The organism is Streptomyces sp. 2-1, from assembly GCF_048564895.1.
Lineage (GTDB): Bacteria > Actinomycetota > Actinomycetes > Streptomycetales > Streptomycetaceae > Streptomyces > Streptomyces phaeochromogenes.
The window spans coordinates 3814044-3838356 of record NZ_CP183383.1 but is presented as its reverse complement, the minus strand read 5'-3'; the positions used below and the strand labels follow the sequence as shown (position 1 = coordinate 3838356).

Genomic DNA, 24313 nt, shown 5'->3' with positions numbered 1-24313 from the left:
TGGAGCGGGGCTGTTCTGCTCACGGATGTGTTCGCAGGGGGGACTGCCATGTCATCGTCGTTCCGGTGCCGGTACCGGGTTCGTCGGCCTCCTCTGCTTCCGCCGTCGGCTTCCCCTCCCCGTCGTCGAACACCGTCAGGCGTACGCCGGGGCGGCCGTCCGGGAGTGTCGTCGTCGCGTCGATCGAGACGGTGACGCGGGTGGTGCCGGAGCGGCGGGTCGCGGCAGCGAGGGCGGCGCGGAGGGCGGTGAGGAGGCGGGTGGCCACCGGGGCCGGGAGCCGGGCGTCGACCGGTCCCGTGAACTGGACGGAAGGCTGGAAGCCGAGCGCCGCCGCGGCGCCCGCCGTCTCGCGGAGGACCTTGCCCCGGAACGTGGTGGGGGCGTCGGCCGGCGGCTGTTGCAGCGCGAAGATCGCCGTACGAACCTCCTGGACGGTCGACCGGAGTTCCTCGACGGCCCGGCCCAGCATCGCGTGGACCTCGGGGTCCTGCTCCTCGTCGGCGGTGCGGCGCTGGGTGGACTCCAGCATCATGCCGGTCGCGAAGAGCCGCTGTACGACCAGATCGTGCAGGTCACGGGCGATCCGGTCACGGTCCTCGAAGACCGCGAGCCGCTCCCTGCGCTGCTGGGCGTCCGCGAGGACGAGCGCGAGGGCGGCCTGCGAGGCGAACTGCGTGGCCAGCAACTGCTCCACGGACGTGTACGGACGGTCGCCGCGCCGACGCGGGAGGGCAAGGGTGCCGATGAGCCGGCCGCCGGCCTGGAGCGGCAGCAGCATGCTCGGCCCGAACCGGTGCCGTACCTGCGTCGTCATGCGCGGGTCCGTCGCCGAGTCGTCCACGAACACCGGTTCCCCGCCCAGGAGTTGCTCAAGGACCGCGCTGCCCGGCGCGATCGTCGTACCGACGAGGCCGCGCGGGTCGTCGGGCGTCGACGCCGTCACGATCTCCATGCCGCCCTCGTCGGTGGGCTGGAGGATCACCCCGGCCGAGGCGTCGGCGAGCATCCGGGCCCGCTCGGCGACCGTCATCAGCGCGTCGGCAGCCGTCTCGCCGGTGAGCAGTGCCGTGGTCACGGCCGCCGCGCCCTCGATCCAGCGTTCCCGCTGGCGGGCCGTCTCGTGCAGGCGGGCGTTGCCGATCGCGATGCCCGCCTGGGTGGCCAGGACCCGCACCAGCTGCTCGTCCTGGGCCGTGAAGTCTCCGCCTTCGCGCTTCCCGGTGAGGCGGAGGCTTCCGTACGTGTCGTCCCGGACGCGCACCGGTACGTCGAGGCGGCTGTGGGCGGCCCGCCCGGCCGTCGGTGGTTCGGGCGCGCGGAACTCCGTCGGACCGTCGCCGGCGGTGCCGTGCACGGGGTCGGTGGCCTCCAGCGCCGCATGCCGGGCGTCGGTCAGCTCGGCCGCGGTGTCCACGATGTGCTGGAGCGTGGCACGCAGCTCCGGGTCGACGCCGACGCCCAGGACGGCTTCGAGCAGGCGGGGGAGCGGGCCACGGGGAGTGGACGCCTCGGCGGGTTCGGCGGGCTCGGCGGGGTCGGCGGGCTCGGGAGGGTCGGCGGGCTCGGGGGGTTCGGAGGCTTCGCTCATGCGGGCGGCGGAGGGTCCGGTCTCTGCGTACGAGCTGCGTACGGTTCTGTGTGCGGTCTGCGTACGGGGTGGTGTTCAGGTGGCCAGCGGGTCGAGGGCCAGGGGCTCGATCCGGCCCTCCAGCATCGCGCCCAGGCCGAGGACCGCGCACACGTCGGGGCGTTCGGCGATGTGGACCGGCATGCCCGTCGCGTGCCGCAGCATCTGGTCGAGGCCCGGCAGCAGGGCGCTGCCGCCGACCATCATGATCCCGCGGTCGGCGAGGTCGGCCACCAGGTCCGGCGGGCAGACGCGGAGGACCTTGCCGATGCCGTCGAGTACGGCGGTCAGCGGGGTCTGGATCGCGTCGCGCACGGCGGCCGTGTCGACCTGCACGGAACGGGCGAGGCCGGTGGCCACGTCCCGGCCGTGGATCTCGGTGGAGGCGGGGCCGTGCGGGGTGAGCCCGTTCCCGGAGAGGGCGAGCTGCAGGGGCCGTACGGACTGCGACGGGAGCATCAACTCGTGCTGGTGGCGCAGGTGTTGGACGATCGCGTGGTCGATGGCCTCGCCGCCGACGGGGATGCGGGCGGCGGTCACGATCGATCCGAGGGAGAGCACCGCGACCTGGGTCGCGGCGGCCCCGCACACCATGATCATGGTGGCCTCGGGCCGCTCCACGGGCAGCCCGCAGCCGACGCCGGCGGCGATGAGCGTGTCGACGAGTTCGACGCGCCGCGCACCGAGTCCGACGAGCGTCTCGACCGCGGCGCGCTCCGCGAGCGGGTCGGCGTCGTGCGGGGTGCAGATGGCGGCCCGCAGCCGGGGCTTGCGGCGCAGGGCGCGGCGGACCTTGTCGCCGAGCAGCTGGCGGAGCATGCGCTGGGCCATCTCGATGTCGACGACCGTGCCGCCCGAGACGGGCCGTACGACGCGGATGTAGTCGGGCGTGCGGCCCGTCATCTTCTCCGCGAACTCGCCGACGGCGATCAGGGCGCCGGTCTTCGTGTTCACGGCGGCGACGCTCGGCTGGTCCACGACGAGCCCGGCGCCCTTCACGAAGACACGAGTCCTCGCCGCCCCCATGTCGACGGCGAAATGGCAGCGGCGCAACTGCTCCAGGCTGGCGGTCATCGCGGGTCCTCCCGAGAGCACGGACGGTGGGACTCGGCCGGGCGGCGGTCCTCCTTCGCATCGTGGGGGACCTGACGGGGTGTCGCCTTTTGTGGTGGGCCGGGTGGGGTGCCGCTGGATGGGTGGTCTTGGCCGCCGACGGGGGATCAGGCGTTGGGGAGCGACTGGATCAGGGGTGCCCATGAGGCCGTGGTCAGCTCGCAGCCCGCGCGGAGCAGGCGCTGCTTGTGCGGCTCCGAGCGGGTGTAGCCGAGGAAGCGGAGGCCGATGGCGTTCGCGGCGGTCAGCTCGGCGACCGACGAGCCGACCAGTACGGCGTCCGACGGCGACGCGCCGAGCTGGTCCAGGGCCCGCAGGAGGCAGTCGGGGTTCGGCATCAGCCGGGTCAGCTCCTCGGCGCGGCCGTGCACTCCGCCGCTCACCAGGCCGGTCAGCCGCCCGTGGGACTGCAGATACATCCAGACGGCACTCGGCGCGTTGTCCGCGACGACGGCGACGCGCCGGCCGAGGGCGCTGAGCGTGGTGATCAGGGAGTCGGAGAACGGGGTGGCCGTGGCGGTCGAGACGGCCCGCTCCTCGATGCGGTTGAGCCGGCGGCGCAGATCGGCTCCCAGCGGGTGCTCGGCGAACGCCCGCAACAGGTCGAGCGGGTTCGACCGCCCCTCCAGGGGCGACACGGGCGCGCCCCCCGGCGACAGCGGCTCGCCGCTCAGCGCGGCGTCGGGGTGGCGCAGCTCGGCGAGGAGCGCGGCCAGTTCCTGGGTGGCCTGCTCCTCCTTGGCCCGGGTGTAGAGGCGTACGAGGGGGCCGTCGAAGCCGATGAGTACGTGGGGGACGCCGACCAGGAAGGGAGCGGCGGCGTCCGGGGGTGCGGCGAACGACTCGGTCGCGGGTGGGAGGACCGGCGGCTCCGCGTGCGGCTTCAGCCGCACCGAGCATGTCACCGAGAGCCCGGGGACCGGCCAGCTGTGCAGTCCGTTGTGCAGCGCGCCCCGCTTGGGCACACGGTCGACCGGATGACGACGGGTGACGCGGCCGACCTCTTTGACGACGTGGTCGAGGAGGCGTTCGGGCACGTTGCCGGTGTCGCCGCCCATGAACGCCACCGGGTCGTCGACGTGCCAGGCCAGCTCCACGGACGCGGTGAAGGTTCCGCCGCGGGAGCTGGGGAGCGAGAGCCGGTGCACGGACTGCTGGGGGGTGAGGTCGACCTCGTAGTACGCGATCGGCGGGTCCGAGGCCGGTGTGCCGTCGAGCCGGTCGGGGTCGAGGAGCGTCAGCGCGCCGTCGGCGGGCCGGACGACGACGGCGGTGCGGCCGGGCTCCGGGAGGGGGATCCACCTGGGGGGCCGGGTGACGAACGGGCCGCGGACGAGGTCGCGTTGCTCGGTCCCGGGGTCCGGGACGAGCTCCGGGAGGTTCAGGGGGCAGTACCAGGCGAGGACCGGACCCGGCGGACCGTCGGCCTTGACCGGATGCAACGGACGGAAACGGAGGAGGTCGATGGGGAGGTCGCTGTTCGTGAGCTCCTCGTACAGGACGGGGGAGAGGACGACCGCGATGTCCGACCGCTCCGGTGCCGGCAGAGAATCCGGTGTGGGGGGCTGCGCGCCGTGCCAGAACGTCAGCCGGACCCTGGGCGGGTCGTCTGCCTCCAGGAGGATGCCCGGCAGGTTGCGCAGGGTCGCGTTCAGCACGGGCAGTACGGACCGTACGGAAGCCTCGGCAGCGGTGAACACGAAGTGGCCGTTGTCGTCGGAGCGCATGTCGTAGTCGTCGGGAGCCCAGCCGCTGAGCGAGAGCAGCCGGACCAGGGAGGGGGCGAGCCTGCTGTGAGCCCCCGGGCGGTCGTCCGCGTCCGCGCACTCCATCGTGATGGTCGGCCGGCCGGCGTCCGCGACGCGGCCCAGGTTCCTGAGGGCGAGGACTCGCAGTCGGCGGAAGTCCTCGTGCTCGGGGTGCGTACGGAGCAGCTCGTCCAGGTCGGTGGCCGCGCGCTCGAAGTGGCCCAGTTCCAGGTCGAGTTCGGCACGGGTGGCGTAGAGCGAGAGGCGCAGGGCGCGCAGGCGGGTGCGGGTCGCCTCGGCGGCGGGGCCGGGGACGCCGTCGAGGGGTTCGCCGTACCAGAGGTCGAGGGCGCGTTGGACGGCGTCGCGGGCCGCCGTCGGATCACCGTCCTCGCGACGGGACTTCGCGTCGGCGACGAGCTCTTCGCACTGCTCCACATCGATGGTGCCGAGCCCCGCGTGCAGGGCGTAGCCGTCTGCGGTGGTGGCCAGGACGCCGGGTCCCAGGGTCTTTCGGAGGGCGGAGGCGTAAGTGGACAGGAGGCGTCCCGGGTTCTGCGGAGGGTGGTTGCCCCACAGCCCCTCGGTCAGCTCGGCGTGCGTCACCGGCCTGCCGTTGCGGAGCAGCAGCCGGCAGAGAAGGGCCTGCTCCTGGGGGGAGTTCGCGGGCTGGGAGAGGTCGCCCTGGTTGATCCGTACCGGTCCGAGCAAGCGGAAGCGGTACCGGTTCGCCGTCACGGTATCCAGTGCGGCGTCGAAGGACGCGGACATGAGAAGGTCGTTTCCACCGCGTTGGGAATAGGCATCCGAAGCGAGCAAGCCACTCAGGGCTTCGGCGAACAGCGGCCGGAACTCCTCGGGAACCTGGACCAGTTCATCCCGTGTCCGCCCTTCGGCAAGCTCCACCAGCAGGCGTCCGAAGTCGTAGAGGTCCCAAGACTCGCCATGTCCCCGCATGCGCTCCAGCGGGAATTGGGTGATCTTGACGGTGCCGTCCGGGAGGATCAGCAGGCCGTTCGGTGTGAGACGACTGTGCGCGATGCCATGCGTGTGCAGAGCCTTGAGGCCTCGCGCGAGTTGCTGTGCCAGGGGTGCGAGCATGGTGAAGGGCAGCCGGAAGGTGTCCTCGGCGGTCAGCTCGGTGAGTGTGACTCCCTCCGCGAATTCCGTGACGAGGTACGCGACATCGTCCTCGACGCCGAAGTCGTGGACGCCGATCACGTTGACGTGCTCGATGGCAGCGAGAATGCGCGCGGTGTTCAGGAAGCTCTCGTGCCGTTCCGGCCTGATGGAGTACGGGTATACGGCGACCACCCGTCCGGACCGCGTGTCCTCCGCCCGCATCACCTGCTTGCTCCGCCCCAACCGCCCCACGAGCCGATACCTGCCCAGCACGAGCCCGGCGGTGTCGACGGCGGCCGGCTTCGGTGGGGCCCCGCCCATCCTCCGTACGCTCTCCTCCCGTACCGATGCGAACGGCTCGCCGTCGGCCGTGATGTCCCCGGGGCCCGGCACGGCGACGCGGAAATCACCGGATGCCACTCCCGCCCTCGCGTCGATCAACGCGCCCACCCTCGCGGTGAGTTCGGAGGTGCGGCCGAGTGCCGTGCGGGGGAGTGTGCGGCGCAGCAGTTCGCGTACGCCGGGGCGGAAGACGTACGAACCCGCCGTCCCCGGGACCGCGATCAGGGCGCCGCTGAGGATCACCTCGGCGAGGTGCTGCGGCTGGGGGTTCCTCTCGATCGCCGCGTGGACCAGGCGCATGACGGGCAACTCGGCGCGCCCGACGGCGAGATGACCGGCCAGCCGGAAGGCCTCGGGGGAGGCGAGAGAGCGGAAGCGGAGCAACAGCTCCTCGGGGGAGAGCTGTTCGACATCGCTGCGGCCCCATTCGTCGACCGGCGCGGGGGGTGGTGCGGTACCCAACAGGCCTACCGCGCCCGGGAGTCGGACCCCGCCCGCCACCAGCGCCGACCAGTTCGCCAGCCAGGGCGCCGAGGCCTCCAGGACGGGGAGGGGGAGCACGTCCCGGGGGAGGTCCTCCATGGCGTACGAGTCCACGTCGTACGCGGAGTTGGGCACGGCGGGCCCCGGCGCGGCGAGCCGGGCGGTCGTGGCGGGCAGCGCGGTGGTGCGCCACAGGCGTTCCGGGAGCGGCTGGACCACGGCGACCGGCATCCTGGCCGACCAGCGGCGCAGCGTGGCGTACCAGCGGGTGCCCGCCGGGCCGTCCCGCCACTGCGGGCCCATGCAGTCGCTGATCAGCAGGGTGACCGTACGCCCGTCCGCGTACGCCTCCTGCGAGCCGGGGCGGCGTACCGTGCCGTCGGTCTCCAGCCGGTGCAGCTCCACCGTGCGGAAGATGCCCGACTGGGCGAGGGCCGCGTGCAGTTCGCGGACGAGCGGGCGCCAGATCGGCATCGTCGGGCCGGTGTCGTGCACGAGGTGGAGCGTCAGCCAGCGCTCGGTCGCGGGGCGCAGCACCGGCAGCCACCACTGGGGGGCGGCTCCGAGCCGGGCGATCCGGTGCGCGGTCGCCGACTCGTCCAGTTCCTGTCCGAACGGGGCGGGGGCGCGCCGCTTCAGGGGGCGGAGGGCGCGTTGGAGTTTCAGGGGGTGGGGGAGCATCGGTGGCGCGGGGGCCAGGAGCGAGGTGTGTGAGGTGTTGGTGTTCGGGGTGTCCGCCGGGGATGCGTCTGCCGGGGTGGGCGTGCCGGGGAGGTGCAGCGGGACCCTGCTGTTGGGGGGCTCGGGGATTTCGGGATGGTCGGGGTTCGGTTGTGTTGGTGCGGGTGGGTGAGGGCTGGGTGCGCGGTTCCTCGCGCCCCTGAAGGCAGGGGGTGCCGAGTCGGAATCCGAGGCCGGGCCCGGGCCCGAGTGGGCCGAGGGCGTGGCCGGAGCCTCGGTCTCGGGGGCCTTCATGTGGCCTGCCAGCCACAGCAGTTCGGCCAGTTCTTCCGAGGTGGGGGACGGGCCGGCGCCGGCCTCCGCCAGGACGTCGGCCAGGCGGGCGGCGCCGGTGTGAGTGCCGGAACCGGCGTCGGCCTCAGAAGGCATCCGATTCGTCCCCCGTACGGCTCAGATACGGCATCAGCTGCTCCGCGAGGTCGTCGCGTGATGACGCGTCGATGCCCGCCGTGCCCGTGAGGTAGATGGCGTTGAGGAGTTGGTCCGTGGCCAGCTCGCCGTCCGTGCCGCGGGACAGGAAGCGGTCGATCAACTCCCGTGCGCGTGCGTCCGGTTCGCCGAGGTGGGCGCGGACGATGCTCTCCAGGTGGGCGGCGCGCGGCTGGTGGAGTTCCAAGCGGACGCAGCGGCGGAGGAAGGCGGGTGGGAACTCCCGTTCGCCGTTGCTGGTGAGGACCACGAAGGGGAAGGCGCGGCAGCGGACACGGCCGCGTGAGACCTCGACCCGTTCGTCCGTGCCGTCGACCATGACCTTGGCGGAGGGGGTGTGCCGGGCGGCGCGGACCAGCTCCGGGATCTCGTACTGGCCCTCCTCCAGGATGTTGAGGAGGTCGTTCGGCAGGTCCAGGTCGCACTTGTCGATCTCGTCGATCAGCAGGGCGCGCGGACGGCCGTACGGAAGGAGCGCCGTGCCGAGCGGGCCCAGGCGCAGATGGTCCTGGAGACCGCCGTCGGTGGGGAGTTCGGCGCCCGGCGGCACATCGTGTGCGGCGTCCGGCGGTACCTCTCGTGCGGCGGCGCGTCCTGCCGCGTACAGGCGGGAGAGCGGATCGTACTGGTAGAGGCCGTCGTGGAGCGTGGCGCGGCTGGTGATGTTCCAGCGCAGGACGGGGCCGAGCCGCAACTCCCTTGCCACCGCGTACGCGAGGCTCGACTTGCCGCTGCCGGGCGGGCCCGTCACCAGGAGCGGGCGGCGCAAGTACAGGGCCGCGTTGACCAGTTGGACCGCCCGGTCCGTGGCGCGGTAGGTGCGGGCGCGGTGCCGACGGTCCGGGGAGGTCGCCGAGGCGTCGTCGTCCTCGGCGGGGGTCTCCAGCTCCGGGCCGCCGTCGAAGGCGCGCCAAGGTGGTGGCGCGGGCAACTCGGCGACACCGTCGTGCGGTTCGCTCGTACCCGTGTAGACGGGCCACAGGGACATGGTCTCTCCGAACGTGTTCCGTGTTCCGTTGTGCGATTCCGTGCTTCAGTCGACGGCTTCGGGCCGCCTTTCATCAACCGATTTCCATCGGCCCCCTCAGCCGACGGGGTTGTGTGCGTAGGCGACGGGGTCGGGCAGGCATTCGGGGTCCTCCCAGAGGAGTGCCAGGTCGTGCGCCCAGTGCGGCTCCACGGTGCCGGAGGCGTACGCCGTCTCGCGCAACTCATGGACGTACTGCGGAAGTTCATGAGCCGGCAGGTCCGCCAGGTGTTCGGCGAGGCGGTCCAGGAACTCCGAGCCCGGGCAGTCCGCGGGCCGCCCGCACCGGTGCTCGCCCCGGCAGCCGGTGCGAGGCCACAGCATCACCGGCACCGCCGCGTTCAGGCTCGCCTGGAACAGCCGTCTGACGCTGTCCGCGCGGGGCGGCGTACCGAAGCCCACCATGTCGGCGTCCCGGCGCAGGTCGATGGTCAGTTTCACCTGGTCCTGGCCGACGGCCCAGCAGTCGATGCGGTGGAGTCTGGAGGCCGGCCGTGCGTCCAGGGTCCGCCACTTCTGTCTCAGCTTGTGCTGAAGACCGCCGCTGCGCCGCCGCTCCAGGTCCATCACGACGAGCGGCGCGAAGGAGCCGAGCGGGCTGTCGTCGTCGGCGCTGCGCTTCCAGCGCGCCACGTCCGCGTTGAGCCAGCGGCGCGGCAGCACGAAGGCGATCAACTCCCTTGCACCCGGCTCCAGTTCGTGGAAGGCCTCGTCGATGCGCTGCAGCGCGTACGGGCGTACGCGGTCCGCCGGGAGGCGGCGGGAGCCGACCACCCGGCGGTGCCGGTCGTTGTACGCGGACACCTCGACGAGGAAGTCCCGGTTGCCCGAGCCGCTGGGGGCGATCTCCACGAGGATCGGTGACCAGGTGTGCGCCGTGGAACTCGGGCGGGGGGTCGCGGGCGCGTGTGCGGGGGCCGGGGCGCGGTGGGCCCCTGGGTGCGGCCAGCTTCGTAGTGCGGCCCGGAGCCGGGTGTCGTCCACGAAGTCGGCGAGGCGGGTCGCGAAGCGGGGGGTGGCTTCCGGGTCCGGGACCTCCGAGAGGAGGTACCAGGCGGCGGACCAGAGGGAGCCGAAGCCGTGCGGGGGGAGAGGCGGGCCCAGGGGGCCCACCGCGTCCAGGTACAGGCGTTCGGGGCTGTACTCCGGGGGGCGGGCGGTTCGGTTGGGTGTCCGGTGCGGGTCTGTCGGGGTCGGGTGCGCAGCTCCCCGCGCCCCTGAAGGGGCGGTGTGCCTCGGCCCGGTTGTCCCCTGCAGCAGCTCCGCCGCCTCAAGCAGACGGCGCAGACGTTCCTTCTGGGGCTGGTCGTAGTCCGGGGTGGGGATCAGGTCGCCGAGGCGGGGCCAGTAGCGGGCCATGATCTGGGTGGGGAGCATGCGGCCGTTGCGGATCTCGGGGCTGCGGGAGGCGGCGGAGACCATGCCCACGACGCGGCCGGTGTCGGCGAGGGTCACCGCGGCGCCGCTGAAGCCCGGGGCCAGCGGCTGGCCGTGCGCGGCCCACGCCTCCAGCTGGACCCACTCGCCGGCGATCAACTGGTCGGCGGTGGCCCGGTATTCGGCGAGCGTGCCCTCGTCGTACCGCTTCGGGAAGCCGTACGCGAGGAGCCTGCGCGGGGGGTTCCCGTACGCGTCGGAGGGTGTCGCGAACTCGGCCGGTTTCAACGACACCGGGCGGTCCAGTTCGAGTACGGCCAGGTCGCCCGGGTCGGTGTCACGGCCGTCCCAGCCGCCGTGCGCGATCACCCGGGCGGGCACCTCTTCCTCGCCGCCCTGTGCGAAGGACACGGCGATCGGGGCCGTTTCGCTGTGCGCGACGACATGGGCGCAGGTCAGGACGTGCTGCTCGGTGACCAGGAAGCCGGCGCCGGTGTCGCGTCCGCAGTTGATTCTCGCGTGCCAGGAAGCGCTGCTCATGAGACCGGGGTGGCCTCGGGGGAGCCGGGGGCGGCGGCGAGCTCGGGGGAGCCATCGGTTCCACCGGATGCGCCGGACCCAGCGGGTGACCAGGAGAGCTTGACGACGAGATGGCCCTCGACCGCGCTCTTGGCGATCAACGCGCCCGCCTCCGCGGTCAGTTTGACCCCGAACTCGATCTCCACGGTGTCGGGCTTCAGTGAGCCGTCCCGGAAGACCCGGAGTGCCGACTCGGCGGCGGCCCGCACCCCTTCGAGGGAGCCTTCGAACGTACGGGCCGCCTGGACCGTGCCGTCCGCGCGCGCGACCAGCCGGGAGCCGGACTCGTCCTCGACGCCTTCGACGACGATCACGGCACCGTCGTCGGTCTTGAACTCCACTAAACCGTCCATGGTGTGGCAGAACCCCCGTCGTCCGTTACTGCTGACCCACCCATTGTCACGGACGGTACTTGGCGCTGTCGCGGTCTCCACAGGTCGTACACCGACTCTCTGGCGGAAAACCGCCAGGGCAGCTTTCCGCCAAGTCCGGTCGGCACCGCCGTAACACCGGCCACCCGAGACTCTTCGCAGCACCCGGGCACCACCCCGGTCCGAGAAGCATCCGCGTAGAACCCGCGATGAATCCGAGATGAGAGAGGTACGGATGACCAGAGGATCCGCGAGACGTGGGGCGGCGCTCGCGTCGGCCGGGCTCGTGCTCGCGCTGCTGCCCGTGGGCGGGGCCGAGGCACAGGACGCCGAGGCACAGGACCCCGGAACCAAGGCCCGTACCCGTGGGGCCGCCGCCTCCGCCGCCCACACCGTCACCCTCGTCACCGGAGACAAGGTGACCGTCACCGACCTCGACGGCGGCCGGAGGACGGTCACCGTCGAACGGCCGCGGGGCGCCACCGGAGCCGTCCGTACGCAGACGGCGAACGGCGCCGTCACCGTCGTACCGGATGAGGCGCTGCCCTATCTGCGGGCGGGAACCCTCGACCAACGGCTGTTCGACGTCAGCGAGTTGATACGGCAGGGCCTCACGGACGGCAAGACCGGCGAACTGCCGCTGATCGTCACGTACGAGAAGGGCGCGCGCGTGGCGACTCCGCGCGGGGCCGAGAAGACGCGTGGGCTGCCCAGCGTCCGCGGGGCGGCCGTCGACGCCGACAAGGGGCGGACGTTCTGGCGGGCGCTGACCCGGCAGGACGGGATCGACAAGGTCTGGCTCGACGGGCGGGTCCGCGCCGACATGGCCGAAAGTAATGCCCAGATCGGTACGCCGGAGGCGTGGGAGGCGGGGCTGACCGGCAAGGGCGTCACGGTCGCCGTGCTGGACACGGGGGTGGACGTCGGCCATCCCGACCTCGACGGGCGGGTCTCCGCTACCCGGAGTTTCATCGAGGGCGAGGAGGTCGCCGACCGCAACGGCCATGGCACGCACGTCACTTCGACCGTCGGCGGCAGCGGCGCCGCGTCCGACGGCAAGGAGAAGGGCGTCGCGCCCGGCGCCACGCTCGCCGTCGGGAAGGTCCTCAGCGACCAGGGCTCCGGCAGCGAGTCGCAGATCATCGCGGGCATGGAGTGGGCCGCGCGGGACGTCGGCGCCGAGGTCGTCTCGATGAGCCTCGGCTCGACCGAGCCCAGCGACGGCACCGACCCCATGGCCCAGGCCGTCGAGACCCTCTCGAAGGAGACCGGCGCCCTCTTCGTCGTCGCCGCGGGCAACACCGGCGCCCCCTCGTCCATCGGCTCGCCCGGCGCCGCCGACTCCGCGCTGACCGTCGGCGCGGTCGACTCCGCCGACGAGGCCGCGTACTTCACCAGCGCGGGCCCGCGGTACGGCGACAACGCCCTGAAGCCCGACCTGTCCGCCCCGGGCGTCGACATCCTCGCCGCCCGCTCCCGTCTCGCGGCCGGCAGCGGCGACTACACCGCCATGAGCGGTACGTCGATGGCGACACCGCATGTCGCGGGCGTCGCCGCGCTCCTCGCCGAGCGGCACCCCGACTGGACCGGCGCTCAGCTGAAGAACGCGCTGATGTCGACATCGAAGCAACTCGATGCCTCCGCCTATGTGTTGGGTGCCGGACGAGTGAGCGTGCCGGAGGCCGTGAAGGCCGACGTCACCGCCACGGGAAGTGCCGATCTGGGCTTCTACCAGTGGCCCTACGAGTCGAACGAGCCGGTCACCAGGACCGTCACCTACACCAACTCCTCCGACACGGCAGTCGAGTTGAGCCTCGCCGTGCGAGGAGCGCCCGACGGGGTCGCGACACTCGCCGACTCCACGCTGACCGTGCCCGCGCACGGGACGGCCGCCACGACCGTGACCGGGGACGGGGGCAAGGCCCCGGTGGGCAACACCAGCGGGCAGATCGTGGCCTCGGCGGCGGACGGCACGACCGTCGCGCACACCGCCTTCGGCCTGGTCAAGGAGGAGGAGCGGTACACGCTCACCGTCCACGTCAAGGACCGTGCCGGGGACGCGACCGCCGCCGACCTCGTCGTGCAACGGCTCGCCGAGGGCGTCGACCCGTTCCCGGCCCCGGTCGGTGACTCCGGCACGGTGGAACTGCGGCTGAAGCCCGGCACGTACAGCCTGAACACCTTCCTCGACGTACGCGGCAGCCGTGGCGCCGACTCGCTCGGGCTCGGCTTTCTCGCCGCACCCGAGATCGACCTCGACCGGGACCGTGAAATCACTCTGGACGGACGCAGGTTGAGGGAGGTCGCGGCCCGTGTCGACCGGCGGACCGAGACCCGGCAGCTGCTCATGGAGTACGACCGCGCGGCCAACGGCTCGGACCTCTTCGGGGCCGTCCAGGTGCCGGTCAAGTACGACAGCGTCTTCGCGGCACCCACGGCGAAGGTGACGAAGGGCAGCTTCGAGTACCGGACCGTGTGGCGGCTCGGGAAGCCGATGCTGGAGGTCAAGGGGGTCGGGGAGGCCGTCGCCCAGCCCGGGGGCACGCTCGTCGAGGGGCGCCGCAAGCTGCCGCTCGTCGATGTCGGCACCGGGGAATACGGCGGAAAGGACGTACGCGGCAAGGCAGTTCTCGTCCGGATACGGGAGGGGGCGGAGCCCGCCGCGATCGCGCAGGCCGCCCAGGACGCGGGAGCCGAGGCCCTGTTCGTCACGGACGACGTGCCCGGACGGCTCAACGCCTGGTTCGGCACCGACGACAACGCCGACCGACCGCTCCAGATCGCCACGGTCAACGCGGCGGACGCGGCCCGACTGCGCGCGGCCAGGAAGGCCGAGACGAACGGGACCCGCAACACGCCCTACACGTACGACCTTTCGGAAGGGCATCGCGGGAGCATCCCGGCCCGGGACCTGACGTACGAGCCCTCGCGAGGCCAACTCGCCGTGCTGGACACCAGGTTCCATGCCGTGAAGCCCGTGTCCGGAAGCGAGTTCCGGTACTCGCTCACCGACGACTCCTTCCCCATCGGCATCGGCTTCCAGGAGCGGATCGACTTCCCGGCCGAGCGCACCGAGTACGTGTCCACCGGACCCGGCCAGCTGTGGCACGAGTCCGTCAACGTCGGCGCCGGGGACCTGGAGGAGCGCAGCGGCCTCGTCCGCTACCGCGGGGGCACGCATCCGGACCTCGACTGGTTCCGGCCCGTCTGGCAGCCGTGGCTCGGCAGCGGGCTCGGCTGGGGGCAGCAACGGGCGGGCGGCCGGCTGCAGTTCAACACCCCGGGCTGGGGCGACTCCGGACCCGACCACACGGGCTTCGGCAACGTGTGGAGCGACGAGACCGGCATGACCCAGTTCACCGAGGTGTACCTCGACGGGGAACTGGTCGACCGGCGGATGAGCTCCGGCGTCTACGTCTCGGACGCCCCCGCCGACGAGCACATGTACAAGGTCGTCACGGACACGACGCTGGACGCGGACCGCTGGAAGCTCTCCACCAAGGGCCACTCCGAGTGGACGTTCCGGTCGGCGGCCACACCCGAGGACCGCTGGACCGTACTGCCGCTGCTCAACCTCGGCTTCGACGTCGACACGGACCTCGCGGGGAACGTGCGGGGCGGGAGCCGGCTGCCGGTGGGGATCCACTCCTCGTACGTGGCGGGCGCGACGGACACCGGCGCCACGGGGACCATCGGCGGCGGCAAGCTCGAAGTCTCCTACGACGACGGGAAGTCGTGGCGGACTGTACGGCTGTCCGAAGCCGACTCCGGTTCGGCCGGGGCCGTCTGGAAGGGGACGGTCACCGTGCCGCGCGGCACGGAGTACGTGTCGCTGCGGGCCTCGGCGAGCGACGACCGGGGTGGTTCGGTGACGCAGGAGATCGTCCGGGCGGTGGGCGTGCGGTAGGCACGGCACGGACCGTACGGGCGCGGACGGCGCCGCCTCCCCCTGGGGCCGGGAGGCGGCGCCTTCGCTCTTGGAACGGCCCGGCTATGGCTGGGGCTTCGGTGGTTCCACGATGCCGCGTACGACGCCGAGGTCCACCAAGTCCTGTGGGCGGATGCGGAGTTGGTCCGCCGTGGCGCGTACCTCCTCCGGCGGTCGCTTGAGGATGGCCGCCGCGAGCTCGGGCGCGATGACGGAGAAGTAACTGTCCGGCGTGGCCCAGGTGTTGTCCGGTGCGGCGAGGGCCAGCGCGCCGCCCGAGCCGCCCTCGCCGATCAGCAGCGTGGTGACGGGTGTTCGGGCGGCGGCCACGGCTCCGAACACGTCCGCGATCGCCGCGCCCGCGCCCTGCCGCTCCGCCTCCGCGTCGTTGGCGGCACCCGGGGTGTCCACCAACGTCAGTACGGGGATACGGAGTCGGTCCGCGAGCCGGATCAGCCGGGCGGCGGTGCGGTAGCCGGCGGGGCGGGTGGCCGTGCCGGTCTGGGCCGCGTAGGCGACCGTACGGCCGTCGTCCTTCAGTACGCCGAATCCGCAGAGCATCCCGTCGTCCGTGCCGCCGCAGCGGTCGCCGCTGATCGCCGCTCGACGGGTGAGGTATGCGTCCAAGTAGCCAATCGCGCGCGGGCGTTGCGGGGAACGGGCGTTGCCCACCGCCTCCCAGCCGGTGGCCGGCAGGTCGGTGTCGGCCAGGGCGGGCGGGGGCGGGACCGGCTCGGCCGACGGGTGGCTCAACAGGTGCAGCCACAGCCCCAGCAGCCCGGGCAACTCCGCCGGTGGCACCACCGCGTCGACCGCTCCCGCCGCCAGCTGCGCCTCCGCCGTGTACGCCGCCGGGTCGGCGTCGGGCGGGCGTACGCGTGAGCCCGCGAAGCCGACCTGGGCGCCCGGCAGGGCGAGGACGACATCGGCGCCCGCGCCCAGGGTTGCCCAGCCGCCGCCGGTCGTGGGATCGCGCAGGACCGCGATCTGCGGCAGACCGGCCTCGCGTGTGAGCGTCGACTGCCGTGCCACGCGCTGGAGTTGGACCAGGGCCCGCATGCCCTCCTGCATCCGACTGCCGCCCGTGGCGACGAGGGAGACGACCGGGAGCCGGTGCTCGCGCGCGTACCCGTAGGCAGCCTCCAGCCGATCACCCGTGCGCTCGCCCAGCGATCCGCCGAGGAAGCCGAACTCGAAGGAGATGAGTACGGTTGCCGTCCCGCCGATCGTCGCCGTACCGCAGACGACCGACTCCTCCTCACCCGTGCGGGCGGCGGCGCGGGCGCGCGAGGCGTCGTAACCCTGCCAGGACAGGGGCCCGTCCGGGCCGAATTTCCGGGTGGGGTCTGATGAGTCTGAGGCGTCTGCGGGGTTTGCGTGGACGGGGCTTGTGGGGCCGGGCAGTTCGGTGAACCCGGACGTGACCAGGGCGATCGCCTCGCGGGCCGTGTAACGCGGGACGTCCTCAGTCATGGGTCAGCGCACGCTTCATGATCTTGCCCATGTCGTTGCGGGGCAGGGCGTCGAGGTGGTGGACGACGCGGGGCCGCTTGTGGGGTGCGAGGCGGCGGGCCACATGGTCGGCCAACTCGTCGACGGTGGGCGGTGATTGGAAATCCGCGGGCACGATCCACGCCACGATCCGCTCACCCAGGTCGGCGTCCGGTTCACCGGTGACCGCGGCCTCGCGCACGCCCGGGTGTTCCAGCAGCGCGTTCTCGATCTCGCCCGCCCCGATCTTGTAACCACCGCTCTTGATCAGGTCGGTGGCCTTCCGGCCGACGATGCGTACGTAGCCGTCGGGGTCGCGCACCGCCATGTCGCCGGTGCGGAACCAGCCGTCCTCGGTGAAGGCCGCCGCGGTCGCCTCGGGGCGGTTCAGATACTCGGTGAAGAGGTTCGGCCCGCGGACCTGGATCTCGCCGACGGTCTCGCCGTCGTACGCCTCGACGGCCGTCGTCCCGTCCTCCTCCGTCAGCCGCAGTTCGACGCCCGGCAGCGGGACGCCGACCGTGCCCGCGCGCGGCTCACCGTCGGCGCGGACGCTGGTGTTCATCAGGGTCTCCGTCATCCCGTACCGCTCGATGACGCGTCGCCCGGTCGCCTGCGCGATCCGCTCGTGGTCGTGCACGGGCAGGGCCGCCGACCCCGACACGAGCAGCCGCGCCCTGGACAGGGCCTTCGCGAGCGCGGGGTCGTCGGGCAGGGTCTCGGCGATCCGGTGGTACATCGTCGGCACCCCGAACAGCATGGTGGCGCCGCCCTCGCCCAACTCCCGTGTCACACCCGCCGTTTCGAAGCGGCCGAGATGCCGTACGGATCCGCCGCGGCGCAGCGGGCCGAGGATGCCCAGGATCAGGCCGTGCACATGGAAGAGGGGGAGACCGTGCACGAGGACGTCGTCACCGGTCCACTGCCAGGCGTCCGCGAGGGCGTCGAGGGTGGTGGCGATGGCCCGGCGGGGGATGACGGCGCCCTTCGGGGGGCCGGTGGTGCCGGAGGTGTAGACGATCAGGGCGGGGGTTCCGGGGTCCGGGGCGCCCGGGGAAGGGAGGCCGGCGGCGGGGGCGCTGGTGTCGATGTCGATGTCCAGCCGCTCCAACGCGGCGAGTGCGGGCGGGAGTTGGGTGCCCTGTGCGGCTAGCACCAGTGTCGGGGCGCTGTCCGACACGATGTGCCCCAGCTCGCTCTCGCCCGACTTCGGATTGAGCGGCACGGCGGGGACGCCGGCCACTAGCGCGGCGACCACGGCGACAGCGGTCTCCAGGGTGGGGGTGGCCCAGACGGCGATCCGGCCCGCCTCGGCGACTCGGGCGGCGAGGGCGGAGGCGGTGGCCGCGAGTTCGCCGTAGGTCAGGGAGCGGTCGCCGAAGCGCAGGGCGGGCCGGTGCGCGCCGGGGCCGTCCGGGTCCGCCTGGGCCTCGGTCAGGGCCGGGAAGAGATCCGGGGAGAGATCCAGGGAGAGAGGGGACACGCGTCGTACTCCTTTGTCGTTCGTCGAAGGTCGCCCGTAGGGAACCGCCGTAGGAAGCCGCTGCCGAAAGCCGCTGTCCACACGGTTGGCGCGGCCGGTGTCATCCCCAGCCGGGGACCACCAGCGCGAGCCACACCACGGCGGGGACCACGGCCACCACGATCCCTCCGTACATCATCAACTGCCGGAAGAAACGCTCCCGGTCGACGCCGGGTGCCGCCGCGAGCACCAGTGCTCCGTTCGTCGAGAACGGGCTCACGTCCACCACCGTCGCCGACACCGCGAGTGCCGCCACCATGCCGACCGCCCCGATCTCGCCCTGCGCCAGGAACGGCACGGCCAGCGGGATCAGCGCCCCCATGATGCCGACGGACGAGGCGAACGCGGAGACCAGCGCGCCGATGTAGCAGAGGAGCACGGCGGACAGCAGCGGGACGCCGATGTCGCTGACGCCCTCACCGGCCCAGTCGATCGTGCCCATCTCGTCCAGGACGCCGACGTACGTCAGCACACCGCAGATCAGCAGGACCGTCGGCCAGGCGATCTGGGTGACGGCGTTGCGGCTGTCCGCGGGCCAGCAGGTGCTGAGCAGGACGGCGAGGGTGATGGAGGTGAGGCCGGCGTCGAGGTCGAAGGCGAGCACGGCGACGACCAGGGCGACGAGGGCTGCGAGGGTGGCCGTACGGGCGGGGTTGAGCCGGGTGGTGTCGTCCTCGGCTTCCGCCGAACGGTCCTTCTCGCGGTCCTTCTCGCGGTTCTTTTCGCGGTCCTGTTCCAGGTCCTCTTCACGGTCCTTTTCGAGGTCGGCTCCACGGCCCTCGGGCGCGCTCTTCGCCTCGGCGCCCGCGCCGGCCGACGACGAGGCCGAGCCCGCCGAAGAGGCCGCCGACGACGCCGAGGACGACACCGAGGAGGACGCCGGGACCGAGACCGTCTCCGTGACCGATTCGTCGTTCCGCAGCTTCAGCCCGCCGAACAGGACGAACACCACCCCCGCGATCACGAGGTTGACGATGAGCGAGGCGAGGAACAGGGCGATCTCGTTGCCGGGCAGCTTCTCGCGCTCGACGATGCCGTTGACGATCGTCCCGTAGATGCTGATCGGGGAGAAGCCGCCGCCCTGCGCGCCGTGCACCACCATCGCGCCCATCAGCAGCGGGCTGATCTGGTAGCGCGCGGCGAAGCTCAGCGCGATCGGCGCCACGATGGCGACGGCGGCCGGACTGACCGCGCCGATCGCGGTGAGCGCGCCCGTCAGCACGAACATCACCCACGGGATCAGTACGACCCGCCCACGCACGAGCCGGATCGAGGCGTGCACCAGCCAGTCGGTGGTGCCGTTGGCGCGGGCGATCGCGAACAGATAGGTCACGCCGACGAGTACGACGAAGAGGTCGCCGGGGAAACCGGCGAAGATCTTGTCGGCGTCGAAGTCCGCGACCAGTTCGCCGACTCCGTAGGCGGCGGCGAAGGCGAGGGCGCCCATGTTGATGGAGCGGGTGGTGGCGATCACGAACACCACGACGAGCACAAGGATCGAGATCAGTTCGGCGGACATACGGGCTCCCGTCTTTGGGTCCCTTGTCGAGCGGATGGCGAGCGGGGTGGCTGATCGGCCAAGTGGTGATTGGCCAAGTGGCTGAACCACATTGGGTGGTGCTCATGGAGAGCGTCAAGAGAAGTGACGTAAATTGGCTCAGCCACTCATCCACTGGGCCACTTGTCCAAGGAGTCGCTGAGCCGGTCACCCCCGGTGTTACGCTGCGCCCACAGGGGGACGAACCACCCGCAAGAGGTGACAAGGGGGACGGGCATGACCGACGCGCTGCGCCCGATGACGGCCAAGCCGCGCCTGTACGAGCAGGTCCTCGACCGGTTGCGCAGTTACGCGGCCGAGGGCGGCCTGGGTGCGGGCGACCGTCTCCCGCCCGAGCGCGACCTGGCGGCCCGCCTCGGTGTGAGCCGCGCCTCGGTGAAGCAGGCCATCGTGGTCCTGGAGGTGCAGGGCCTGGTCGAGGTCCGCCACGGCGGTGGGACCTACCTGGTCCGCGACACCCTCGACGCCGAACCGGTGGAGCAACTCGTGGAGCGGCGCCGCCGGTTGCCCGATGTGCTCGACGCCCGCGAGGCCCTGGAGACCAAGCTCGCCGAACTGGCCGCCGAGCGCCGCACCGACGAGGACGTCTCCGCCATGGACTCCGCCCTCGTCCACATGCGGGACGAGATCCAGGCGGGCGGACACGGAATCGAGGGCGACCGGCTCTTCCACGCGGCGGTCACGGCCGCCGCGCACAGCGGCATCCTCGCCGAGTTCATGCGCTCCATCGCCGACCAGATCACCGAGAGCCGCCACGAGTCGCTGCGCCAGCCGAGCCGTCCCACCCGTTCACTCACCCAGCACCGCGCGATCTTCGACGCGATCGTCGCCCGGCAACCGGGGCGGGCAGCCGCCGCGATGCGCCGGCACGTACAGACGGTGGCGAGGGTACGACTGCTGGACTGGGACCCGGAGGAGAACGACGAACAGGGCCTCTGACGCCGGTGGTGACGAACAGGGCTTCTGACGGCGGTGGTGACGAACAGGCGCTCTGATGGCCGTGGTTAGGATCCGGTGCCATGACCGCGTCCAGCACCACGCCCCATGTTCCCCCTGCGAACGGGCGAGAGCCCACCATCCTCGCCACCTCCGGCGGTCACCGTGCCGGGGGCGGCCGGACCATGGTGACGTTCAACTCCCTTGTGCATCACGCGGTCGAACTCTCGGGCGCCCACGGCCGCCGCCCCCGCGTCCTGTACGTCGGTACGGCGATAGGCGACGCGGAGCACTTCACGGCCCGTATGACCGAGGCCGCACGGGTGGCGGGCTTCGACCTCACGCCCCTGAACCTCTTCCCGATGCCGAACCTCGACGACGTCGAGGGCACCGTCCTCGACCAGGACGTCGTCTGGGTCATGGGCGGCTCGGTGGCGAACCTTCTCGCGGTCTGGCGGGTGCACGGCCTCGACGACATCTTCCGCCGGGCCTGGCGTTCGGGCGTCGTCCTCAGCGGTGTCAGCGCGGGCTCGATCTGCTGGTTCCAGGGCGGCACCACGGACTCCTTCGGCCCCGAACTCCGCCCGGTCACCGACGCGTTGGGCTTCCTCCCCTACGGCAACGGAGTCCACTACGACACCGACGCCGGCCGCCGCCCCCTGGTCCACGAACTCGTCGCGAACGGCACCCTCCCCGCCACCCACTGCACCGACGACGGAGTGGGCCTGGTCTACCGCGGCACCGAACTGGTCGAAGCGGTCACCGAAGTCCCGGGCAAGGGTGCGTACATCGTGACCCGCGACGGCGACACGGCCGTCGAGGAACGCGTCGAGCCGCGCAGGCTGCCGGATGTCTCCTAGCGTTCCGCGCCCACCTCGCCGCTGATTCCTTCCCTGGTCCGGCCACTGGTCTCGCTATTGATCGCCGCGCAGATAGCGAGTGACCATGGCCACCAGTTCGCTCTCGAACGTCTCGACCGGGATGGTCCGCGGGCCGGCCATGAGCATGTGCGTGTTCATCTCCACGGTGGTCACGATCAGTTCGGCCGCGGTGTCGAGGTCCTGTACGTGGACGTCCGGATGCCGGGCGAGCAGGTCGCGCACCTGGCCGACGCGGTGCTTTCCGTGCCGGTCGATCGTGTCGAGCACTTCCTGCGAGAAGGACGCCTCCTCGATCATGATCCGCAGCAGCTGCGGATCGTCGCGGTGGTTGTCGATCGCGTCGCGGACCAGTGCCCGCACTGTCGCCTCCAAGGTCCCGGCCGACAGGTCGAGCTCGTCGGCCTGTGTCCACGTGCCACGGTCGATGTGCCGCACCAGCAGTTCGGCCAGGATGGCGTCCTTGTTCGGGAAGTACTGGTACAGCGAGCCGATGGAGACGCGGGCGCGCTCGGCGATGCGGTTGGTGGTGCCCGCCGCGTAACCGTGCTCGGCGAAAACGTGAGCAGCGGCGGTGAGGATGCGGTCGCGGGTGAGCTCCGCGCGCACCTGGCGGGGCTTGCGACGTGCCTGAAGACGGCGGTCGGCCGACGTCATCCGGGGTCCTCCTCAAGGCGCGAAAAGCGAGTAGCCAAAGAGCTGAGCTATTGCTCACAATAGTGCCATGACCTGCGAAAACAAGGCCACGTCCGATGTGCGGGAGAACCTGCCGAGCGCCCTGTGCCGGCTGACGACGGCGGACGAGGTCGAGTCGACCGTCGGCCTCCCGGCGTCGGCGGTCATGCTCAAGCAGATCAGCGCCCTGGACGAGGGCTGCCGGACCGTCCTCGCCCGGTGTCCGATCGCGGCCTTCGGCTACCGGGACGCCGACGGGACCAGCAGGACGACCTTCATCGGCGGCACACCGGGGTTCGTACGGGTCCACTCGCCCACGCGGATGTCGTTCTCCCTGCCCGAGCCGGGCGACCCGCACGGTCCGGTCTCGTTCTTCTTCCTGCTGCCGGGCGTAGGGGAGATTCTGCGCGTCAACGGTTCGGTGGCCGCACGGAAGGGCGCGGAGACGACCGTCGACATCGCGGAGGCGTACGTGCACTGCGCACAGGCCGTCCTCCGGTCCTGTCTGTGGCAGTCGCCCGCCCCGGCCGAGTCGGTCGCTCCTGCCACCCCGGTCGCTCCTGCCGCCTCGGCCGCCGAGTTCGCGGGTGACGGGCCCCTGCGCCGGCCCGGCGTCGCCGAGTTCCTGGCCGCGGCGCCCTTCCTCGCCCTGTCCACCTGGGACGGCTCCGGTGGGAGCGACACGAGTCCGCGCGGGGACCGGCAGGAGGTGGCACGGATCCTGGACGGCCGCACGCTCGTCGTCCCGGACCGGAAGGGCAACAAGCGCGCCGACACGCTCCACAACCTGCTGGCGGACGACCGGCTCTCGTTCGCCGCGCTCGTCCCGGGGCGTACCGGCGTGCTGCACGTCCGCGGACGCGGCGCGATCACCGACGATCCCGCGCTGCTGGAGACGATGGCGCTGCGCGGGATGCCCCCGCACCTGGCGCTGCTCATCGACGTCGAGCACGCCGAGGTGACCGGCAGCGACGCCGTGGCGCGCTCACGGCTGTGGACCCCCGGGGCGCACGTGGACCGCGGCGCGGTGCCGGACCTGATGGCGCTGGCGGGGGAGCACCTCGCCGCCGGTTCGGCCGCGGCCGAGGGCGGGCCACCCGCCTTCCTGCTCAAGGCGGTTGGGGCGATCCCGGGGATGGCCCGGTTGCTGCGGCTGGTGATGAACCGTGCCTACCGTTCCGGGCTGCGGAAGGAGGGTTACGAGGATGTGGAACCCGGAGCGGGCGGCGGTCGGCGCCGTGGCTTCCTGCGCCGCCTCCCTGCCGACGACGGAGGAACCGGGGCCGGAGCGACGGAGAGGCCGCTGCGGGAGGTTCGCATCGCCGAGCTGCGCAAGGAGACACCGAGCGCGGTCACCCTCGTACTCGAGGACGCAGGCAAGGATCTGGAACCGTTCGACTTCCGGCCCGGGCAGTTCTTCACGCTCGTCGCCGACATCGACGGCCGCCCGGTGCGGCGGGCCTACTCGGCCTCGTCGGCGCCCGGTTCGGCCCGGCTGGAGGTCACCGTCAAGCACGTCGAGGGCGGCCGGTTCTCCACCCACGTGCACCGGAGTCTGCGCGTCGGGGACCGCCTCGCGGTGCGCGGCCCGTCGGGGTCCTTCCACACCGGGCCGCAACTCCCGGACGCACCGGATGCCCCCGATGCCCTGGATGCCCCGGGCGAGATCGTGCTCGTAGCGGCGGGCAGCGGTGTGACGCCGATGATGAGCATGATCAGGTCGCGGCTCGCCGTGCGGCAGGGCCGCGACCGGATCGCGCTGCTCTACAGCAGCCGCAGCGCGGACGAGATCATCTTCGCCGACGAGCTGACCCGGCTGGCGAAGGACAATCCCGACCGGCTGACGGTCACCCACGTCCTGACCGGCCGGGACGGCCGGCTCGACGCGGACGGCGTACACCGTTGGGTCACCGGCCTCTCCCCGGCCCCGGGCGCCCACTACTACACCTGTGGTCCCGGGCCGCTGATGGACGCCGTCCAGGGCGTACTGACCGGGCTCGGAGTCCCGGACGAACGGGTGCACCAGGAGCGCTACACCAGCGGAGCGGACACCCAGGCCGTGGCGGCGACAGCGCCGCAGGAGATGACCGTCGAGGAGGACGGGCGCCCCGTCGGCACGGTGGTGGTCGAGCCCGGCCAGACGCTGCTCGACGCGGGACTGGCCGCGGGGCTGCCGATGCCGTACTCCTGCACGGTCGGGAACTGCGGCGACTGCATGGTGCGGCTCCGCGCCGGAGAGATCACACAGAACGAGCCGAACTGCCTGACGCCACAGCAGAGGGCCGACGGATACGTACTGACCTGCGTGGGCTGCCCGTTGTCGAAGGTCACCCTCGACATCGCGGACCAGTGATCGCCGGCCG

General features: G+C 72.1%; 14 protein-coding genes. 4 read left to right on the top strand and 10 right to left on the bottom strand.

The window, feature by feature from the left end; genetic code table 11:
• Nucleotides 1-19: 19 nt before the first annotated feature.
• The 6 genes from ACN20J_RS16935 to ACN20J_RS16910 form a co-directional block, all read right to left on the bottom strand.
• Nucleotides 20-1591 carry a GAF domain-containing protein gene (locus tag ACN20J_RS16935; protein WP_419666229.1) on the bottom strand — a complete coding sequence of 524 codons (1572 nt, stop codon included), beginning with the start codon at nt 1589-1591 and terminating at the stop codon, nt 20-22.
• 75 nt (nt 1592-1666) lie between these two features.
• On the bottom strand, nt 1667-2704 hold the full coding sequence (locus ACN20J_RS16930) for a rod shape-determining protein (RefSeq protein ID WP_055618758.1): 1038 nt from the start codon (nt 2702-2704) through the stop codon (nt 1667-1669).
• A gap of 146 nt (nt 2705-2850) precedes the next feature.
• The gene (locus ACN20J_RS16925; protein ID WP_419666228.1) at nt 2851-7548 is read right to left on the bottom strand and encodes an SAV_2336 N-terminal domain-related protein; all 4698 of its coding nucleotides are present in this window, start codon (nt 7546-7548) and stop codon (nt 2851-2853) included.
• A complete protein-coding gene (locus tag ACN20J_RS16920; protein WP_419666227.1) occupies nt 7538-8596 on the bottom strand; it encodes an AAA family ATPase in 1059 nt (352 codons plus the stop codon). The genes ACN20J_RS16925 and ACN20J_RS16920 overlap by 11 nt, the downstream gene beginning before the upstream one ends.
• Before the next feature lie 96 nt (nt 8597-8692).
• Nucleotides 8693-10552 (bottom strand): trypsin-like peptidase domain-containing protein, encoded by a 1860-nt coding sequence (locus ACN20J_RS16915; protein ID WP_419666226.1) that lies wholly within the window; start codon nt 10550-10552, stop codon nt 8693-8695.
• Nucleotides 10549-10944: a CU044_2847 family protein gene (locus ACN20J_RS16910; protein ID WP_419666225.1), complete on the bottom strand. Its 396-nt coding sequence runs from the start codon at nt 10942-10944 to the stop codon at nt 10549-10551. Before ACN20J_RS16910 ends, ACN20J_RS16915 begins: the two co-directional genes overlap by 4 nt.
• A gap of 253 nt (nt 10945-11197) precedes the next feature.
• On the opposite strand from ACN20J_RS16910, the gene ACN20J_RS16905 reads away from it, so the two are divergent.
• Entirely contained in the window at nt 11198-14869 is a 3672-nt protein-coding gene (locus tag ACN20J_RS16905) for a S8 family serine peptidase (protein WP_419666224.1), read from the top strand.
• Between the two features lie 84 nt (nt 14870-14953).
• Here the strand turns inward: ACN20J_RS16905 and ACN20J_RS16900 are convergent, their stop codons facing one another.
• The 3 genes from ACN20J_RS16900 to ACN20J_RS16890 all read right to left on the bottom strand — a co-directional run bounded on the left by ACN20J_RS16900 (nt 14954) and on the right by ACN20J_RS16890 (nt 19422).
• On the bottom strand, nt 14954-16363 hold the full coding sequence (locus ACN20J_RS16900) for a carboxyl transferase domain-containing protein (protein WP_419666223.1): 1410 nt from the start codon (nt 16361-16363) through the stop codon (nt 14954-14956).
• On the bottom strand, nt 16356-17864 hold the full coding sequence (locus ACN20J_RS16895; protein ID WP_419666222.1) for an acyl-CoA synthetase: 1509 nt from the start codon (nt 17862-17864) through the stop codon (nt 16356-16358). Before ACN20J_RS16895 ends, ACN20J_RS16900 begins: the two co-directional genes overlap by 8 nt.
• A 100-nt stretch (nt 17865-17964) precedes the next feature.
• Nucleotides 17965-19422 carry an SLC13 family permease gene (locus ACN20J_RS16890; RefSeq protein WP_419666221.1) on the bottom strand — a complete coding sequence of 486 codons (1458 nt, stop codon included), beginning with the start codon at nt 19420-19422 and terminating at the stop codon, nt 17965-17967.
• 255 nt (nt 19423-19677) lie between these two features.
• On the opposite strand from ACN20J_RS16890, the gene ACN20J_RS16885 reads away from it, so the two are divergent.
• Together ACN20J_RS16885 and ACN20J_RS16880 are read left to right on the top strand one after the other, a co-directional pair.
• Nucleotides 19678-20400 (top strand): FadR/GntR family transcriptional regulator, encoded by a 723-nt coding sequence (locus ACN20J_RS16885; protein ID WP_189838012.1) that lies wholly within the window; start codon nt 19678-19680, stop codon nt 20398-20400.
• Nucleotides 20401-20480: 80 nt separating this feature from the next.
• Nucleotides 20481-21257, top strand: a complete 777-nt coding sequence (locus ACN20J_RS16880; protein ID WP_419666220.1) for a Type 1 glutamine amidotransferase-like domain-containing protein — start codon at nt 20481-20483, stop codon at nt 21255-21257.
• A 54-nt stretch (nt 21258-21311) separates the two neighbouring features.
• On the opposite strand, the gene ACN20J_RS16875 is transcribed toward ACN20J_RS16880, so the two are convergent.
• The gene (locus tag ACN20J_RS16875; protein WP_419666219.1) at nt 21312-21932 is read right to left on the bottom strand and encodes a TetR/AcrR family transcriptional regulator; all 621 of its coding nucleotides are present in this window, start codon (nt 21930-21932) and stop codon (nt 21312-21314) included.
• 67 nt (nt 21933-21999) lie between these two features.
• On the opposite strand from ACN20J_RS16875, the gene ACN20J_RS16870 reads away from it, so the two are divergent.
• A complete protein-coding gene (locus ACN20J_RS16870) occupies nt 22000-24303 on the top strand; it encodes a 2Fe-2S iron-sulfur cluster-binding protein (RefSeq protein ID WP_419666218.1) in 2304 nt (767 codons plus the stop codon).
• Nucleotides 24304-24313: the final 10 nt, after the last annotated feature.

What these genes read in the sequence shown, in the direction of transcription:
- ACN20J_RS16935 (WP_419666229.1), bottom strand. Translation starts at nt 1,591, where the DNA reads ATGAGCGAAGCCTCCGAACCCCCCGAGCCCGCCGACCCTCCCGAGCCC.
- ACN20J_RS16930 (WP_055618758.1), bottom strand. Translation starts at nt 2,704, where the DNA reads ATGACCGCCAGCCTGGAGCAGTTGCGCCGCTGCCATTTCGCCGTCGAC.
- ACN20J_RS16925 (WP_419666228.1), bottom strand. Translation starts at nt 7,548, where the DNA reads ATGCCTTCTGAGGCCGACGCCGGTTCCGGCACTCACACCGGCGCCGCC.
- ACN20J_RS16920 (WP_419666227.1), bottom strand. Translation starts at nt 8,596, where the DNA reads ATGTCCCTGTGGCCCGTCTACACGGGTACGAGCGAACCGCACGACGGT.
- ACN20J_RS16915 (WP_419666226.1), bottom strand. Translation starts at nt 10,552, where the DNA reads ATGAGCAGCGCTTCCTGGCACGCGAGAATCAACTGCGGACGCGACACC.
- ACN20J_RS16910 (WP_419666225.1), bottom strand. Translation starts at nt 10,944, where the DNA reads ATGGACGGTTTAGTGGAGTTCAAGACCGACGACGGTGCCGTGATCGTC.
- ACN20J_RS16905 (WP_419666224.1), top strand. Translation starts at nt 11,198, where the DNA reads ATGACCAGAGGATCCGCGAGACGTGGGGCGGCGCTCGCGTCGGCCGGG.
- ACN20J_RS16900 (WP_419666223.1), bottom strand. Translation starts at nt 16,363, where the DNA reads ATGACTGAGGACGTCCCGCGTTACACGGCCCGCGAGGCGATCGCCCTG.
- ACN20J_RS16890 (WP_419666221.1), bottom strand. Translation starts at nt 19,422, where the DNA reads ATGTCCGCCGAACTGATCTCGATCCTTGTGCTCGTCGTGGTGTTCGTG.
- ACN20J_RS16885 (WP_189838012.1), top strand. Translation starts at nt 19,678, where the DNA reads ATGACCGACGCGCTGCGCCCGATGACGGCCAAGCCGCGCCTGTACGAG.
- ACN20J_RS16880 (WP_419666220.1), top strand. Translation starts at nt 20,481, where the DNA reads ATGACCGCGTCCAGCACCACGCCCCATGTTCCCCCTGCGAACGGGCGA.
- ACN20J_RS16875 (WP_419666219.1), bottom strand. Translation starts at nt 21,932, where the DNA reads ATGACGTCGGCCGACCGCCGTCTTCAGGCACGTCGCAAGCCCCGCCAG.
- ACN20J_RS16870 (WP_419666218.1), top strand. Translation starts at nt 22,000, where the DNA reads ATGACCTGCGAAAACAAGGCCACGTCCGATGTGCGGGAGAACCTGCCG.